The organism is Salinihabitans flavidus, assembly GCF_900110425.1.
Classification (GTDB): domain Bacteria; phylum Pseudomonadota; class Alphaproteobacteria; order Rhodobacterales; family Rhodobacteraceae; genus Salinihabitans; species Salinihabitans flavidus.
Window position 1 is genome coordinate 23395 of record NZ_FODS01000016.1, and the last position, 15292, is coordinate 38686.

Genomic DNA, 15292 nt, shown 5'->3' on the forward strand with positions numbered 1-15292 from the left:
CCCGGCATGAGTGTGGGGCTGCTCGGCGGATCGTTCGATCCGCCGCACGCGGGGCATGTGCATATCACGCGCGAGGCGCTCAAGGTCTTCGGGCTGGACCGGGTGTGGTGGCTGGTCAGCCCGGGCAACCCCCTCAAACGCGCCGGGCCGGCGACGCTGGAGCGGCGCATGGCGGCGGCGCGCGAGATGATGCGCCATCCGCGCGTCGCGGTCAGCGATTTCGAGGCGCGGGCCGGCACCCGCTATACCGCACAGACGATCGCGGCGATTCAGACCGCCCACCCCGGTGTGCGGTTCGTCTGGCTGATGGGGGCGGACAATCTGGCGCAGTTTCATTTGTGGAAAGACTGGCGCGAGATCATGGAGCGGGTGCCGGTCGGTGTTCTGGCCCGGCCCGGGGCGCGCACGCGCGCGCGCACGGCACCGGCGGCGCTGATCTATCGGCGGGCGCGGCTGCGGGCTGGCGAGAGCCGTCTTCTGGCGCGGGCCGAGGCGCCGGCGTGGTGTTTCGTCAATGTGCCGATGGTCGATCTCAGCTCCACGGCGCTACGCGCGTCGGGGGCCTGGCCGGGCGGCGAGGGCTGAGCCCGCGCCCGCCCCGACGATAATCGCCAGCCCCGCCCAAGTGAGCGCGTCGGGCAGATCGGAGAATACAAGCCAGCCCAGCCCGGTCGCGGCGATCAGTTGAAAATAGACGAAGGGCGCAAGGACGCTGGCCCCCGCGCGACCATAGGCGGTGAAAAGCAGCAGGTTGCCCCCCATCGAACATAACGCGCTGGCCAGCGTCAGCCCGGCGGTTGTGGGCGAGAGGTCGGGCATCTGCGTCGTGAGCCCGAAGGGCGTGAGAAGCAGCGCGGGGATCAGGAACTGCGCTGCCATCAGCGCGCGGGGGCGGGCGATTCCCGCCATCCAGCGGCCCGCGGTCAGGAAGGCGCCGTAGAACAGCCCCGCCAGCAGCGCAAAGCCAAGCCCCGGCTCTGCCCCGAAGCCCGGACGCACCACGACGAGCACGCCGACGAACCCCAGCGCCATCAGTGCGGTGCGCAGCGGTGTGACCTGCTCTCGCAGGAGCACGACGGAGAGCGCGTAGCTGAAGATCGGGCCGATGAAAAAGGCGGCGAAGGCGCTGGCGACAGGCGCCGTGGTCAGCGCGGTCTGGATCGAGGTGATGCCGCCCAGCAGCAGCAGCGAGCGCATCCAGATCCGCCAGTCGAGGAAGATTCGCGCCCAGCCGGGCCGCGCGATCACAAGCGCGGCCAGCCCGCCAAGCAGGAACCGGGTCCAGGCCACAAAGACCGGCGAGGCGCCGTGGACGGTGGTCAGCAGCTTGCCCGCCGTATCCCCCGCCGGGATCAGCGACATGGCGACGAACATGATGAGAAGAGCCTGAACCATGCGCGGGAATCCTCAGGGTGGGCGGAATTGAGCCTTAGCACGCGGACGGGTCGGTCAAAAGACTGCGATGCGCCCTTGTGCGTGGGGAAACCGTGGGGTTAACCTTTGCGCATGTCGAAAAGATTTTCCCGGCGTTTCATTCTTGGCGGTCTGTTTTCCGGCGTTGCGGGCGCGGCGCTGGCCAATGCGCCGCAGGTCTCGCTGCGTCCGCATTTGCGGCCCGGCCAGGTGGCCCGCGGGGCGGTGCCCGAGGCCGGGGAGATCCTGTCGCAGGCCGGGTTGAGCGGGCGGGTGAGTTTCGCGGTCGCGGAGGTGAAAAGCGGGCGGATACTGGAAGGACACTCGCCACGAACCGGTCTGCCGCCGGCGAGTGTGACCAAGGCGATCACCTCGCTTTACGCGCTGGACACATTGGGCGCCGATCATCGGTTCGAGACCATCCTGATCGGCACCGGCCCGGTGGAGAACGGGCGCCTGAAGGGCGATCTGGTACTCGCAGGAGGCGGCGATCCGACACTTGACACAGATGATCTCGCGGGGCTGGCGCAGAGCCTGAAGGCGCAGGGAATCCATGAGGTGACGGGGCGGTTCCTGATCTGGGGCGGGGCGCTGCCGTCGGTGCGGACGATCGACCCCGGGCAGCCCGAACACGTGGGATACAGCCCCGCGATTTCCGGGCTGGCACTCAATTTCAACCGGGTGCATTTCGAATGGTCACGGGCCGAGTCGGGATGGAGCGTGCAGATGGACGCGCGATCCGGCCGTTATCGTCCGGGGGTGGAGGTCGCGCGGATGCAGGTCAAGGACCGCACCACGCCTGTCTATACCTATGCTGACAGGGACGGGCGCGATCACTGGACGGTGGCCAGCGGCGCGCTTGGCAACGGCGGGGCACGCTGGCTTCCGGTGCGGCGGCCCGAGGTTTACGCGGGCGAGGTGATGCAGGTGCTGGCGCGGTCCAACGGTATTGTTCTTGAGCCGCCTGAGGTGGTGGCCTCGCGTCCCGGCGGCACCGTTCTGGCGCGGCACCGAAGCGTCGATCTACTCTCTATCCTTCGGGACATGATGAAATACTCCACCAACATTACCGCAGAGATGGTGGGGCTTTCGGCGACGCGCGCGCGCGGGCTTGCGCCCGATGGGCTGGCACAATCTGCGGCGCACATGAGCGCCTGGGCGGCGGAGCGGCTGGGCATGACAAACGCGGCGCTGGTCGATCATTCGGGGCTGGGCGATGCCTCGCGTCTGCATGCCGGAGAGATGGCCGCGGCCCTTGCGGCGGTGAGCCGCGAAGAGCGGCTACGCCCGTTGATGAAGCCTTTCGTGCTTCGGGATGCGAACGGGCGGCCGGACAAATCGCACCCCGTCGAGGTGCAGGCCAAGACCGGTACGCTCAACTTCGTGAGCGGGCTTGCCGGCTACATGAAGGGAACGGGCGGCACCGATCTGGCCTTCGCTATCTTTGTCGCCGATACCGAGACGCGCGCCGCGATCCCGCGCGAAGCGCGCGAACGCCCCCCCGGCGCGCGCGTCTGGAACCGGAAGGCGAAGCAGCTTCAGCAAAAACTGATTGAACGCTGGGGCGCGGTTTACAGCAGCTAGGGGAGTCGTTGCGTCAGGCTTGATTGCCGGGCGGTAGCGCCCCACCATCGTTGGGACTGGAGGAAGCATCGACATGGACCTGAGTTGCAGCCCCGCCGAACAGGCCTTTCAAGGGCAGGTGCGCGCGTTCCTGCGTGACAATTTGCCCGAGGATCTTGCCGGGAAGGTGCGCGGCAACCGCCCGCTGAGCCGCGAGGACATGGACCGCTGGCACCGCATCCTGTCGCGGCAGGGCTGGCTTGGCGTGACATGGCCCAAGGCGTTTGGCGGGCCCGGCTGGGGCGCGGTGGAGCGGCATATCTTCGAGGAGGAATGCGCGCTGGCCTGCGCGCCGCGGATCGTGCCCTTCGGGCCCAACATGCTTGGCCCGGTGCTGATCAAGTTCGGCAGCCCGGCGCAGCAGGAGGCATATCTGCCGCGCATCCTGAGCTGCGAGGACTGGTGGTGCCAGGGCTATTCGGAGCCGGGTGCGGGGTCGGATCTGGCCAGTCTGAAGACGAAAGCGGTGCGCGAGGGCGATCATTATGTGATCAACGGACAGAAGACATGGACCACGCTGGGGCAATACGCGAACCGGATTTTCTGTTTGGTTAGAACCTCCTGGGAGGGAAAGCCGCAGCAGGGGATCAGCTTCATCCTTGTCGATCTGGACACGCCGGGCATCGAGATGCGGCCCATTCGCCTGATCGAAGGGGGGCATGAGGTCAACGAGGTGTTCTTCACCGATGTCCGGGTGCCCGCCGAGAACCTTGTGGGCGAGGAGAACATGGGCTGGACCATCGCCAAATACCTGCTTTTGCACGAGCGCACCAATATCGCGGGGATCGGCTTCTCGATGCAGGCGTTCGAGGCGTTGAAAAAGCTGGCGCAGGAGGTGACGCGGGACGGAAAGCCGCTTTCGGAGGCGGAATGGTTCGCCACGCGACTTGCACAAATCGAAACGGATCTGGCTGCATTGCGCATCACGAACCTGCGTATGTTGTCCAAAGCCGACAAAACCGGGGCACCGGGGCCGGAAAGCTCCATGTTGAAGATCAAGGGCACGCTGATTCGGCAGGCGCTCACCGATCTGTCGCGGCGGGCGCTGGGGCCGGGGGCGGCGGCGCTGCCGGGCACGCTGCCGGACAACCTCGGGCTGGTGCCACCCGAGCATGAACATGACGCGGCGGTTTATTTCAACATGCGCAAGATTTCCGTCTATGGCGGGTCGAACGAGATTCAGCGCAACATTCTTGCCAAGACCCTACTGGAGCTTTGAGCCATGCAGTTCGAGATGAGCGACGACAGGCAGATGCTTCAGGATATGCTGCGGCGCTACCTGTCTGAAAACTATGATATTTTGCATCGCAACGCGGTGGCCTACGCCGCGCCGTTCCATGACCCGGACCGCTGGCGCGCGCTGGCGGAACTGGGCGTGTTGCAGGCGCTTGCGCCTGAGGCGGCGGGCGGGTTCGGCGGCGAGGGGTTCGACATCGCGGCGGTGTTCGAGGCGCTTGGCGGCGCGCTTTGTCCCGAGCCGGTGCTGCCGGTGGCGATGGCGGCGCCGCTTCTGATGGCGGCGGGGAGTGATCTTGAAACGTTGCTGGATGGGACGCGGCGGTACGGGGTGGCGATCGGTGAGGCGGAGGCGCCTTATAGTCTTTCCGGACGTCGGGCGTCACATGAAAAAGGACGGCTAACTGGCCGGAAAAGCGTGGTTTATGGCGGCGGCATTGCGGAGTCCCTCTTGGTCGCGGCGCGGCATGAAGGGGGCGGCATCGGCCTGTACGAGGTGGACGCCGCAGACGCGCAGATCCTGCCTTATGGCATGATCGACGGCGGCGGAGCGGCGGAGGTGGTTCTTGAGCAAACGCCCGCGACCTGCCTAATTGAGGATGCGGAGGCGGCCCTTCAGGAGGCGTTGGATTTCGGCGCGCTGGCGCTCTGCGCGGAGGCGGTGGGGGCGATGGACGCGGTGCAGGCGATGCTGCTAGAGTACCTCAAGACTCGCCGCCAATTCGGTGTTCCCATTGGGAAATTTCAGGTTCTGCAACACCGGGCCGTGGATCTTGCGGTGGAGATCGAGCAGGCCCGGTCGATCACCATCCTGGCCGCCAGCCGCATGAAAGAGCCGGACCGGAGTCGCCACGTTGCCATGGCCAAGGCGCTGATCGGTCAGGTCGCGGTGCTGGTGGCGGAAGAGGCAATCCAGATGCATGGCGGCATTGCGATGACGTGGGAAGCGCCGGTGTCGCATTACGCCAAGCGGCTGGTGATGCTCGATGCCCAGCTTGGCGATCGGGACCACCATTTGCGCCGCCTGGCCGCCGGATACGCGAATCAGGGTTAACGCTCTGAAATCGTGGAAAAACCCGTTTCGGTATCACGTCGGTAAAACGTCGGTATTGCGTCGGTGCCGGTGTCGCGGTTCGCGCCCTCGCGGGCGGTGTGAACGGGGCGGGCGTTGCGCAACGCGTATTTTTCAAGGGTGAAACGGCGGGTGGGCACGGGGCCGCCCCGGCCCGTTTCGGGTTGCTGTGGGTGTCATCGAAATATCATGAAACTGCGGTTGCGGTTCGTCTGTCATTTCCATAATTCATGAATCATGGAAAAGAATGATGCCCTGGCCGCCTTTGCGGCGCTGAGCCAGCCGACACGGCTTGACGTGATCCGCCATCTGATCGCGGCGGGCGAGGACGGCTTGTTGGCCGGGGAGATTGCCGAGCGGCTTTCGGTGCGGGCCAACACGCTGTCGGCCAATCTGTCGATCCTGCTTCAGGCGGGGTTGGTGAGCAAGCGGCGCGAGGGGCGGTCGATCCGCTATTGCGCCGAGTTGGACGGGCTGCGCGCCCTGATCGGGTTCCTGTTGCAGGATTGCTGCGGCGGGCGGCCCGAACTTTGCCAGCCGCTGATCGAGAGTGTCGGCCGCGCCAGCGCTCCGCAGAATCAGAACGTGATGGAGGGATCATGACGCAGAGCACGCAAGAGGCCGTGGCGGCTGGGCTTGGCCGTTTCGAACGCTGGCTGTCGGTCTGGGTCGCGCTGGCCATCGCGGCGGGGCTGACGCTTGGCACGCTGGTGCCCGGCGTCTTTGCCGCGCTGGCGGCGTGGGAGGTCGCCTCGGTCAACCTGCCGGTGGCGGTGCTGATCTGGGCGATGATCTATCCGATGATGGTGGGTGTGGATTTCGGAGCGCTGTCGCGTGTGGGCGAGCGGCCCAAGGGGCTTATCATCACGCTTGTGGTCAACTGGCTGATCAAGCCGTTCAGCATGGCCGCGCTTGGCGTGTTGTTCTTCGAATATGTCTTTGCCGGGCTGATCCCGCCCGACGATGCGCGCGCTTATCTGGCCGGTGTAATCCTTCTGGGCGCGGCGCCCTGCACGGCGATGGTGTTTGTCTGGTCGAACCTGACGCGGGGCGATGCCACCTATACGCTTGTGCAGGTCAGCCTGAACGACGTGATCATGATCTTCGCCTTTGCGCCGATTGTCGCGGTGCTTCTGGGGGTGAGCGATATTTCCGTGCCCTGGGAAACGCTGGTTCTTTCGGTGGCGCTCTACGTGGCGCTGCCGCTGGCGGCGGGGCTGATCACGCGGCAGCGGCTGGCCCGCCGGGGTGGCGAGGCGGCCATCGAGGCGTTCCGCGAGCGGCTGCGCCCGGCCTCTGTCCTGGGGCTTCTGGTGACGGTGGTGCTCTTGTTCGGGTTCCAGGGCGAGGTGATCCTTGACCGCCCGCTCGTGATCGCGCTGATCGCGGTGCCGCTTCTGATCCAGTCCTACGGGATTTTCGCCATCGCCTATGGCGCGGCGCGGATCTGGCGCGTGCCGTTCAACGTGGCGGCGCCCTGCGCGCTGATCGGGACATCGAATTTCTTTGAGCTGGCGGTCGCCGTGGCGATCAGCCTGTTCGGTCTGGGATCGGGCGCGGCGCTGGCCACGGTGGTGGGCGTGCTGGTCGAGGTGCCTGTCATGCTGTCGCTGGTGGCCTTTGCCAACCGCACGCAGGGATGGTTCCCCAAAGAATGATGCACGGCGCATCGGTGCGAAGGAGATGGGTATGACGAAAATCGCGATCAACGGGCTTGGCCGGATGGGCAAGCTGCTGGTGCGGCGGCTGTTCGATATCGGCGCGGCGGACGATCTGGTGCTGCTCAACGATCCGGGCGCGGATGCGGAGACGCACGCGCTGTTGCTGGAGTTCGACACGGTGCACGGGCGCTGGGACGCGCATATCGGGTCTGGCGGCGGCGCGATCTCCGTCGGTGGGCGGGACATCCGGTTCACGCAGGAGAGCCGCCCCGGCGATCTGCCGCTGCGCGAGATGGGCGTCGATCTGGTGATCGAGTGTTCGGGCAAGTTCAAGAGCGCGGAAGCGCTCCGGCCCTATTTCGACGCCGGCGTGTCGCGGGTACTGGTGTCGGCCCCGGTGAAGGATGCCGAGGCGGCCAATATCGTCTATGGCGTCAACCACGACATCTTTGACCCGGCGGCGCACCGGATCGTCACCGCGGCGAGTTGCACGACAAACTGCCTTGCGCCGGTGGTGCAGGTGGTGCGCGAACATCTGGGCATCGAGCGGGCGAGTTTCACCACCATCCACGACGTGACCAACACGCAGGTCATCGCGGACCGGGCGCACAAGGACCCGCGCCGGGCGCGCTCCGCGCTCAATTCGCTGATCCCGACGACGACGGGATCGGCCAAGGCGATCGTGCAGATCTTTCCCGATCTGGAGGGGCGGATCGGCGGGCACGCGGTGCGGGTGCCGTTGCTCAACGCCTCGCTGACGGACATGGTGTTCGAGGTGGCGCGCGACACCAGCGAGAGCGAGGTCAACGCGCTGATGCGCGAGGCGTCGGAGGGGCCGCTGCGGGGGATACTGGGCTATGAGACGCGGCCTTTGGTGAGCTGCGATTTCACCGATGACGCGCGCAGCGCGATTGTCGACGCCCCCTCGACCATGGTGATCGGCAAGCGGCAGGTGAAGATCTATGCGTGGTACGACAATGAATGGGGCTATGTCTGCCGAATGGCGGATATTGCCGGGATGCTGCGCGGCGCGGCCTGAGCGGAGACGGCGATGAGCGATGCCTCACCAGACGGGCGCGAGGGGCTGGCGGCCTATGTGACCGTGACCGCCGCCTACTGGGCCTTCATGCTCAGCGACGGGGCGCTGCGGATGCTGGTTCTGCTGCATTTCCACACGGCGGGGTTCTCGCCGGTGCAGCTTGCCTATCTGTTCCTGCTTTACGAGGTGATGGGGGTTGTCACCAACCTGTCGGCGGGCTGGATCGCGGCGCGCTTCGGGCTGACCTCGACGCTCTATGCCGGGCTGGCGTTGCAGATCGGCGCGCTGATCGCGCTGGCGCAGCTTGATCCGGGCTGGAGCCTCGCGGCCTCTGTCGTCTTCGTGATGGCGGTGCAGGGGGTGTCGGGCGTGGCCAAGGACCTGTCGAAGATGTCGGCCAAATCGGCGGTGAAACTGCTGGCGCCATCCGAGGCGGGCGGGCTGTTCCGCTGGGTGGCCGTCCTCACGGGATCGAAGAACGCGGTCAAGGGGCTTGGCTTTCTGGTGGGCGCGGGGCTTCTGGCGCTGTGGGGGTTCGCGCCTTCCGTCTGGGCGATGGCGGCGGTTCTGGCGGTGATCCTTGCCGGGGTCGTGGCCTTCATGCCGCCGGGCCTGCCGGGGGGGAGCAAAGCGGCGAAATTCTCGCAGGTGTTTTCCAAGAACGTGGATATCAACCGGCTCAGCCTGGCGCGGATGTTCCTGTTCGGCGCGCGCGACGTGTGGTTCGTGGTCGGCATCCCGGTTTATTTCCACGCGGTCCTGTCCGATGGCAGCGCGGCGGGGGACCGGGCGGCGTTCTTCATGGTGGGCGGGTTCATGGCGGTCTGGATCATCCTGTACGGCGGGGTGCAGGGGATGGCGCCGCGCATCCTGAAGGGGGCCGAGAAGACGACGCCCGAGATCGTGCATGCGGCGGTCGGCTGGGTCACGGCGCTGACGCTGATCCCGCTGGCGCTGGCGGCGGCGGCCTGGGCCGAGGTGCCGGGGTTGACCGGGGTGCTGGTGGCCGGATTGTTGGTGTTCGGCTTTGTCTTCGCGGTCAATTCCTCGGTGCATTCCTACCTGATCCTCGCGTTTTCGAGCGCGGAGCGGGTGACGATGGACGTGGGGTTCTACTACATGTCGAACGCGGCTGGGCGGCTGATCGGCACGCTTTTGTCGGGGGTCTCGTATCAGCTTGGCGGGCTGCCGCTGTGTCTTGCGACGGCGGGGGCGATGGCGGGGGCCTCGGCGGTGGCGGCGGGGCGGCTGCGCGCACGGTAGCGGCGCGCAACGGCGCTTGACCAGCGGACGCTTTGCGCTCATATCCCGGTGTCATGACAGAGCTTTCCAGAATCCGCAATTTCTCCATCGTGGCGCATATCGACCACGGCAAATCCACCCTTGCCGACCGGCTGATCCAGCTGACCGGGACGGTGGCCGAACGCGACATGAAAGAGCAGCTTCTCGACGCGATGGACATCGAGCGCGAGCGCGGCATCACCATCAAGGCCAACACCGTCCGGATCGATTACCCTGCCCGGGACGGGCATACCTATGTGCTCAACCTGATCGACACGCCGGGGCATGTGGACTTCTCCTACGAGGTGAGCCGGTCGATGCGCGCGGTCGAGGGATCGCTTCTGGTGGTGGACGCCACGCAGGGGGTCGAGGCGCAGACGCTGGCCAATGTCTATCAGGCCATCGACGCCGACCACGAGATCGTTCCGGTGCTCAACAAGATTGACCTGCCGGCGGCGGACGTGGACCGCGTGGCGGAGCAGATCGAGGACGTGATCGGCATCGACGCCTCCGACGCGGTGCAGATCAGCGCCAAGACCGGGATGGGCATTCCCGAGGTGCTGGAGGCGATCGTCACCCGCCTGCCGCCCCCGCACGGGGGCACGCGCGACGCGCCGCTCAAGGCGATGCTGGTGGACAGCAAATACGACTCCTATCTCGGGGTCGTCGTTATCGTGCGGGTGATCGACGGGGTTCTGAAAAAGGGCCAGCGCATCCGGATGATGAGGACCGGCGGCACCTATGACGTGGACCGCGTGGGCGTCTACCGCCCCGCGATGACATCGGTGGATGAATTGGGACCCGGCGAGATCGGTTTTCTGACCGCCTCCATCAAGCAGGTGCGCGACACGCGGGTGGGCGACACGACCACCACCGAGAAGAAGGGCTGCGAGGCACCGCTGCCGGGGTTCAAACCGTCGATCCCGGTGGTGTTCTGCGGGCTGTTCCCGGTGGATTCGTCGCAGTTCGAGGATCTGCGCGACGCCATCGAGAAGCTGGCGCTCAACGATGCGAGCTTTTCCTACGAGATGGAAACCTCCGCCGCGCTTGGTTTCGGCTTTCGCTGCGGGTTCCTGGGGCTGCTGCACCTTGAGGTGATCCGCGACCGGATCGAGCGCGAATACGATATCGAGCTGATCACCACCGCGCCCTCGGTCGTCTATCACGTCTTCATGAAGGACGGCAGTTTCCGCGAGTTGCACAACCCCGCCGACATGCCCGACCTGACCCATGTGGAGCATATCGAGGAGCCGCGCATCAAGGCAACGATCATGGTGCCCGACGAGTTTCTGGGCGATGTGCTCAAGCTCTGTCAGGACCGGCGGGGCATCCAGCTTGACATGACCTATGCGGGCAGCCGCGCGATGGTGGTCTATGACCTGCCGCTCAACGAGGTGGTGTTCGATTTCTACGACCGGCTGAAATCGGTGACGAAGGGCTATGCCAGCTTCGATTACCAGATCATCGGTTATCGGCAGGACAACCTCGTGAAGATGCAGGTGCTGGTCAACGATGAGCCGGTGGACGCGCTCTCGACCATGGTGCACCGCGACCGGGCCGAGCAACGGGGACGCGCGATGTGCGAGAAGCTCAAGGATCTGATCCCGCGCCACATGTTCAAGATCCCGATTCAGGCGGCCATCGGCGGCAAGGTCATCGCGCGCGAGACGCTCTCGGCGCTGCGCAAGGACGTGACGGCGAAATGCTATGGCGGGGACGCGACGCGCAAGCGCAAGCTGCTCGACAAGCAGAAGGCCGGCAAGAAGAAGATGCGCCAGTTCGGCAAGGTGGAAATCCCGCAGGAGGCGTTCATCTCCGCGTTGAAGATGGACGGGTGAACCGGAACAATACACCGCGTCCGCGCGTTTCCTCCTTGGCGTGAGCCGAAAGGAGGTCGCCATGAAATACGGATGGAAAGCGCTACTTGGTGTGCTCTGGGTGTCTTGCCTTGCAGGTGCCACCCTGATCGTCTTTCTTGCCTTGGGGTGGTATTCGCCCTGGGCCTTTGCCGCCGCTGGCGCGGTGGGGCTTGTCTTTGGCATCCCCGCGGGGATCTGGAACGCCCGCAAGCTGCGGCGCGACGACCCCAATTGGAAAAACGGCCGCTACGTCAAGGCGCCGAAGGGGCTTTCATGACGGTTTGGCGGAGTTGTTCGACAAAGCAGTAGGCCGGCAAGACGCAGATGCGCCGCTGTCCCGTTGATGACCCCTGAGGGGACAATGAGGTTTGACCCCAATGCGCGGAATCAAGGCGCGGGACGCGCCGCAGCGCAGCGCCCGACCGCCCCCTCGGGCGGGCGCTCTTGACGCGTTGCGCGCCCGCGTGATCGGTGGCGTGTTCTGCCCTATAAAGTGCCATTCACGGCCGCCGCGGCGCCCACCCGGCGGACGGGCGCCGCGCGTGTAGCGATTCTGTATGGCGGGGCTGTCGGGGGGATGGTGCTGCTGGAGAGAATCGAACTCTCGACCTCTCCCTTACCAAGGGAGTGCTCTACCTCTGAGCTACAGCAGCGGATCGTGGCGCGGTGATTAGACTCAAATCCGCAGGCGTGCAAGCGCAATCTGGACGCCTTTTCCCCGCTCATGTAAGGAGGCGGAATGAACCGCAAGACACCCCCCTCCGGCAAGTCCGGCGGCGCCCCGGCGCGCGAGGATCGCCTCAAGGCGGCGCTCAAGGCCAATCTGGCGCGGCGCAAGGCGCAGGCGCGCAAACGGGCCGAGCAGGACACCGGCAAGAACAACAAGGACTGAACAGCCAATGGATTCGATCATCGTGCGCGGCAACGGGCCGCTCAAGGGGCAGATCCCCATCGCCGGGGCGAAGAATGCCTGCCTGACGCTGATGCCCGCGACGCTTCTGAGCGAGGAGCCGCTCACGCTCACCAATGCGCCCCGGCTGTCGGATATCCGCACCATGAGCACGCTGTTGCAATCGCTCGGCGCGGAGGTGAGCGGGTTGCAGGGCGGGCAGGTGTTGGCGATGTCGAGCCATGATCTGACCAGCCATGTCGCGGACTACGAGATCGTGCGCAAGATGCGCGCCTCCATCCTCGTGTTGGGGCCGATGCTGGCGCGCGACGGTCACGCGGTGGTGTCGCTTCCGGGCGGCTGCGCCATCGGCGCGCGGCCGGTGGACCTGCACCTGCGGGCGCTGGAGGCGATGGGGGCGGAGCTTGACCTGCGCGACGGCTATGTTCACGCCAAGGCGCCGGGCGGCCTGAAGGGCGCGGTGTTCGAGTTTCCCATCGTGTCGGTGGGGGCGACGGAAAACGCGCTCATGGCGGCGACGCTGGCGCGGGGGACCACGGTTCTCAAGAACGCCGCGCGCGAGCCGGAGATCGCCGATCTGGCCCGCTGCCTGCGCCGGATGGGCGCGCAGATCGAGGGCGAGGGCACGCCCGAGATCACGGTGCAGGGGGTCGAGCGGCTGCATGGCGCGACGCATCCCGTCGTCACCGACCGGATCGAGCTTGGCACCTATATGCTGGCGCCGGCGATCTGCGGCGGGGAGGTGGAGCTTCTGGGCGGGCGGATGGATCTTGTCGGGGCCTTTGCCGAGAAGTTGCAGGCGGCCGGGATCGGGGTCGAGGAGACGAAAGCCGGCCTTCGGGTGACGCGCGGCGACGGGCGGGTGCGCTCCGTCGATGTGACGACAGAGCCGTTTCCGGGCTTTCCAACCGACCTTCAGGCGCAGATGATGGCGCTCATGTGCACCGCCGACGGGGTATCGATTCTGGAGGAGAAGATTTTCGAGAACCGCTTCATGCATGCGCCCGAGCTGATGCGCATGGGCGCGCGGATCGACGTGCAGGGCGGCACCGCCACCGTGACGGGGGTGGAGCGGCTCAGGGGCGCGCCGGTGATGGCGACGGATCTGCGCGCCTCTGTCTCGCTGATCCTTGCGGGGCTGGCGGCGGAGGGGGAGACCGTGGTGAGCCGGGTCTATCATCTCGATCGCGGCTATGAGCGGGTGGAAGAGAAACTGGGCGCGGTGGGCGCCCTTATCGAACGGGTGACAGGACAGTGACCGAGGACGCAAAATTCGAGGACGGGCGGGAGCGGCCGCTGAGCCTTGGCGCGCTGGACGCCGAGGATCTTCAGGTGATCTCGACGCTGACACAGGATGCGGTCTTTCCCGTGACCGAAATGACCTGGCGCGCACAAGAGCGCAGATTTGCCTTGCTGATCAATCGCTTTCGATGGGAGGACGCGGAGGCCGCAAGGCAGCGCGGGCGCCCGGTGGAGCGGGTGCAATCGCTGCTGGTGTTCGACAAGGTCGCCGGCGTGGCCAGTCAGGGGATCGACCGCGGCGACGCCGATCTGGTGTTGTCGCTTCTGGCGATCACCGCCGAGACGGGCGAGGATGGGCGCGAGGAGGTGCTTCTGACGCTGGCGGGGGACGGGGCGATCCGCCTGTCGGCGGAGGCGCTGGAGGTCACTCTGAAGGATGTCACACAGCCCTATGTCGCGCCGTCGCAGCGCATACCGGGGCACGGCGATTGAGCGGCATGGCGCGGCGCCCCGCGCCCTTGTGACCGGGGTCGCGCGGCGCTATGGACGGGGCCAAAGGAGAGACCGATGCCCCAGTTCCTGAACTTCGCAGACGCCGATTTCGAGACCCTGTTCGCCGCCCTTCTGGGCGCCAAGCGCGAGGACAGCCCGCACGTGGATGACACGGTCGCGGCCATCATCGCGGATGTGTGCGCGCGCGGCGATGCGGCGGTGATCGAACTGACGGAGAAGTTCGACCGGCTCTGCCTGACCCCTGAAACCATTGCCTTTTCCGAGGCCGAGATCGACGCCCATTGCGAGCGGGTGAGCGCGGAGGACCGCGACGCGCTGGAGCTGGCCGCCGAGCGTATCCGTGCCTATCACGTCCGGCAGATGCCGCAGGACGAGCGCTGGATCGACCCGGAGGGCGCTGAGCTTGGCTGGCGCTGGACGCCGGTGTCGGCGGCGGGGCTGTATGTGCCGGGGGGGCTGGCGAGCTATCCGTCATCGGTGCTGATGAATGCGGTGCCGGCCAAGGTGGCGGGAGTCGAGCGGCTGGCCGTGACGGTGCCGACGCCCGACGGGGTGGCCAACCCCCTTGTCTTGCTGGCCGCGCGGCTGGCGGGTGTGGATGAGATCTATCGCATCGGCGGGGCGCAGGCGATTGCCGCGCTGGCCTATGGCACCGGGAGCATCGCGCCGGTGGACAAGATCACCGGGCCGGGCAACGCCTTTGTCGCGGCGGCGAAACGGCGGGTCTTCGGCAAGGTCGGGATCGACATGATCGCGGGGCCGTCGGAGATTCTCGTGATCGCCGACAAGGACAACAACCCCGACTGGATCGCGCTGGATCTTCTCAGCCAGGCCGAGCATGATGAAAGCGCGCAATCCATCCTGATCACCGATGATGCCGATTTCGGCCAAGCCGTTGCAAAAGCAGTGGAAAAACGTCTTGAGACGTTGGAACGGCGGGCCATTGCCGGGGCGAGCTGGCGCGATTTCGGGGCGGTGATCACGGTGCCCGATCTGGCGGCGGCGGCCGCGCTGTCGAACCGGATGGCGCCCGAGCACCTGGAGCTTTGCGTCGCCGATCCCGAGGCGCTGAGCGCGGCGATCACACATGCCGGGGCGATCTTCCTGGGGCAGTATACGCCGGAGGCGATCGGCGACTACGTGGGCGGGCCGAACCACGTCTTGCCCACGGCGCGGTCGGCGCGGTTTTCCTCGGGTTTGTCGGTGCTGGATTTCCTCAAGCGCACGACACTGGCGCGGATGACGCCGGGGGCGCTTCGGGCGATCGGGCCGGCGGCCGAGCGGCTGGCGGCGAGCGAGAGTTTGCAGGCGCACGGGCTGTCGGTGCGGGCGCGCCTGGAGGCCCTGAACCGCGATTCGGGTTAAGCCTCTGATACTGCTGAAAAACCCCATGCGGTAAAACGTCGGTATAGCGTCGGTATCGCGTCGGTGCCGGTGTCCGTG

The 15292-nt window shown here is 66.4% G+C and carries 15 protein-coding genes and 1 tRNA gene; 14 read left to right on the forward strand and 2 right to left on the reverse strand.

Going from position 1 to position 15292, the window contains the following annotated elements:
* Positions 1-6: 6 nt before the first annotated feature.
* Positions 7-585 carry a nicotinate-nucleotide adenylyltransferase gene (locus tag BMW66_RS13020; RefSeq protein ID WP_245729481.1) on the forward strand — a complete coding sequence of 193 codons (579 nt, stop codon included), beginning with the start codon at positions 7-9 and terminating at the stop codon, positions 583-585.
* Here the strand turns inward: BMW66_RS13020 and BMW66_RS13025 are convergent.
* Positions 547-1395, reverse strand: a complete 849-nt coding sequence (locus tag BMW66_RS13025) for a DMT family transporter (RefSeq protein WP_093119146.1) — start codon at positions 1393-1395, stop codon at positions 547-549. The genes BMW66_RS13020 and BMW66_RS13025 overlap by 39 nt on opposite strands.
* Before the next feature lie 111 nt (positions 1396-1506).
* On the opposite strand from BMW66_RS13025, the gene dacB reads away from it, so the two are divergent.
* The 9 genes from dacB to BMW66_RS13070 all read left to right on the forward strand — a co-directional run bounded on the left by dacB (position 1507) and on the right by BMW66_RS13070 (position 11461).
* Positions 1507-2997 (forward strand): D-alanyl-D-alanine carboxypeptidase/D-alanyl-D-alanine endopeptidase, encoded by a 1491-nt coding sequence (gene dacB / locus BMW66_RS13030; protein WP_093119147.1) that lies wholly within the window; start codon positions 1507-1509, stop codon positions 2995-2997.
* A gap of 73 nt (positions 2998-3070) precedes the next feature.
* Positions 3071-4255: an acyl-CoA dehydrogenase family protein gene (locus BMW66_RS13035; protein WP_093119148.1), complete on the forward strand. Its 1185-nt coding sequence runs from the start codon at positions 3071-3073 to the stop codon at positions 4253-4255.
* Between the two features lie 3 nt (positions 4256-4258).
* The gene (locus tag BMW66_RS13040; protein ID WP_093119149.1) at positions 4259-5326 is read left to right on the forward strand and encodes an acyl-CoA dehydrogenase family protein; all 1068 of its coding nucleotides are present in this window, start codon (positions 4259-4261) and stop codon (positions 5324-5326) included.
* A gap of 255 nt (positions 5327-5581) precedes the next feature.
* A complete protein-coding gene (locus BMW66_RS13045; RefSeq protein ID WP_093119150.1) occupies positions 5582-5947 on the forward strand; it encodes an ArsR/SmtB family transcription factor in 366 nt (121 codons plus the stop codon).
* Positions 5944-7002, forward strand: a complete 1059-nt coding sequence (gene arsB / locus BMW66_RS13050) for an ACR3 family arsenite efflux transporter (protein ID WP_093119151.1) — start codon at positions 5944-5946, stop codon at positions 7000-7002. The genes BMW66_RS13045 and arsB overlap by 4 nt, the downstream gene beginning before the upstream one ends.
* A gap of 31 nt (positions 7003-7033) precedes the next feature.
* A complete protein-coding gene (locus BMW66_RS13055; RefSeq protein WP_093119152.1) occupies positions 7034-8044 on the forward strand; it encodes an ArsJ-associated glyceraldehyde-3-phosphate dehydrogenase in 1011 nt (336 codons plus the stop codon).
* A 12-nt stretch (positions 8045-8056) separates the two neighbouring features.
* Positions 8057-9307, forward strand: coding sequence for an organoarsenical effux MFS transporter ArsJ (arsJ, locus tag BMW66_RS13060; protein ID WP_093119153.1), 1251 nt, complete (start codon positions 8057-8059; stop codon positions 9305-9307).
* 53 nt (positions 9308-9360) lie between these two features.
* Positions 9361-11163, forward strand: a complete 1803-nt coding sequence (gene lepA, locus BMW66_RS13065; RefSeq protein WP_093119154.1) for a translation elongation factor 4 — start codon at positions 9361-9363, stop codon at positions 11161-11163.
* A gap of 61 nt (positions 11164-11224) precedes the next feature.
* On the forward strand, positions 11225-11461 hold the full coding sequence (locus BMW66_RS13070) for a hypothetical protein (RefSeq protein WP_093119155.1): 237 nt from the start codon (positions 11225-11227) through the stop codon (positions 11459-11461).
* Positions 11462-11762: 301 nt separating this feature from the next.
* Here the strand turns inward: BMW66_RS13070 and BMW66_RS13075 are convergent.
* Positions 11763-11837 (reverse strand) — tRNA-Thr (locus tag BMW66_RS13075).
* Between the two features lie 86 nt (positions 11838-11923).
* On the opposite strand from BMW66_RS13075, the gene BMW66_RS20355 reads away from it, so the two are divergent.
* The 4 genes from BMW66_RS20355 (at position 11924) to hisD (ending at position 15214) form a co-directional block, all read left to right on the forward strand.
* Positions 11924-12076 carry a hypothetical protein gene (locus tag BMW66_RS20355; protein ID WP_175483244.1) on the forward strand — a complete coding sequence of 51 codons (153 nt, stop codon included), beginning with the start codon at positions 11924-11926 and terminating at the stop codon, positions 12074-12076.
* Between the two features lie 7 nt (positions 12077-12083).
* Complete coding sequence (gene murA / locus BMW66_RS13080) at positions 12084-13352, forward strand: UDP-N-acetylglucosamine 1-carboxyvinyltransferase (RefSeq protein WP_093119156.1); 1269 nt, start codon at positions 12084-12086, stop codon at positions 13350-13352.
* Entirely contained in the window at positions 13349-13828 is a 480-nt protein-coding gene (locus BMW66_RS13085) for a DUF2948 family protein (protein WP_093119157.1), read from the forward strand. Before murA ends, BMW66_RS13085 begins: the two co-directional genes overlap by 4 nt.
* A 75-nt stretch (positions 13829-13903) precedes the next feature.
* The gene (hisD, locus tag BMW66_RS13090; protein ID WP_093119158.1) at positions 13904-15214 is read left to right on the forward strand and encodes a histidinol dehydrogenase; all 1311 of its coding nucleotides are present in this window, start codon (positions 13904-13906) and stop codon (positions 15212-15214) included.
* Positions 15215-15292 lie beyond the last annotated feature (78 nt).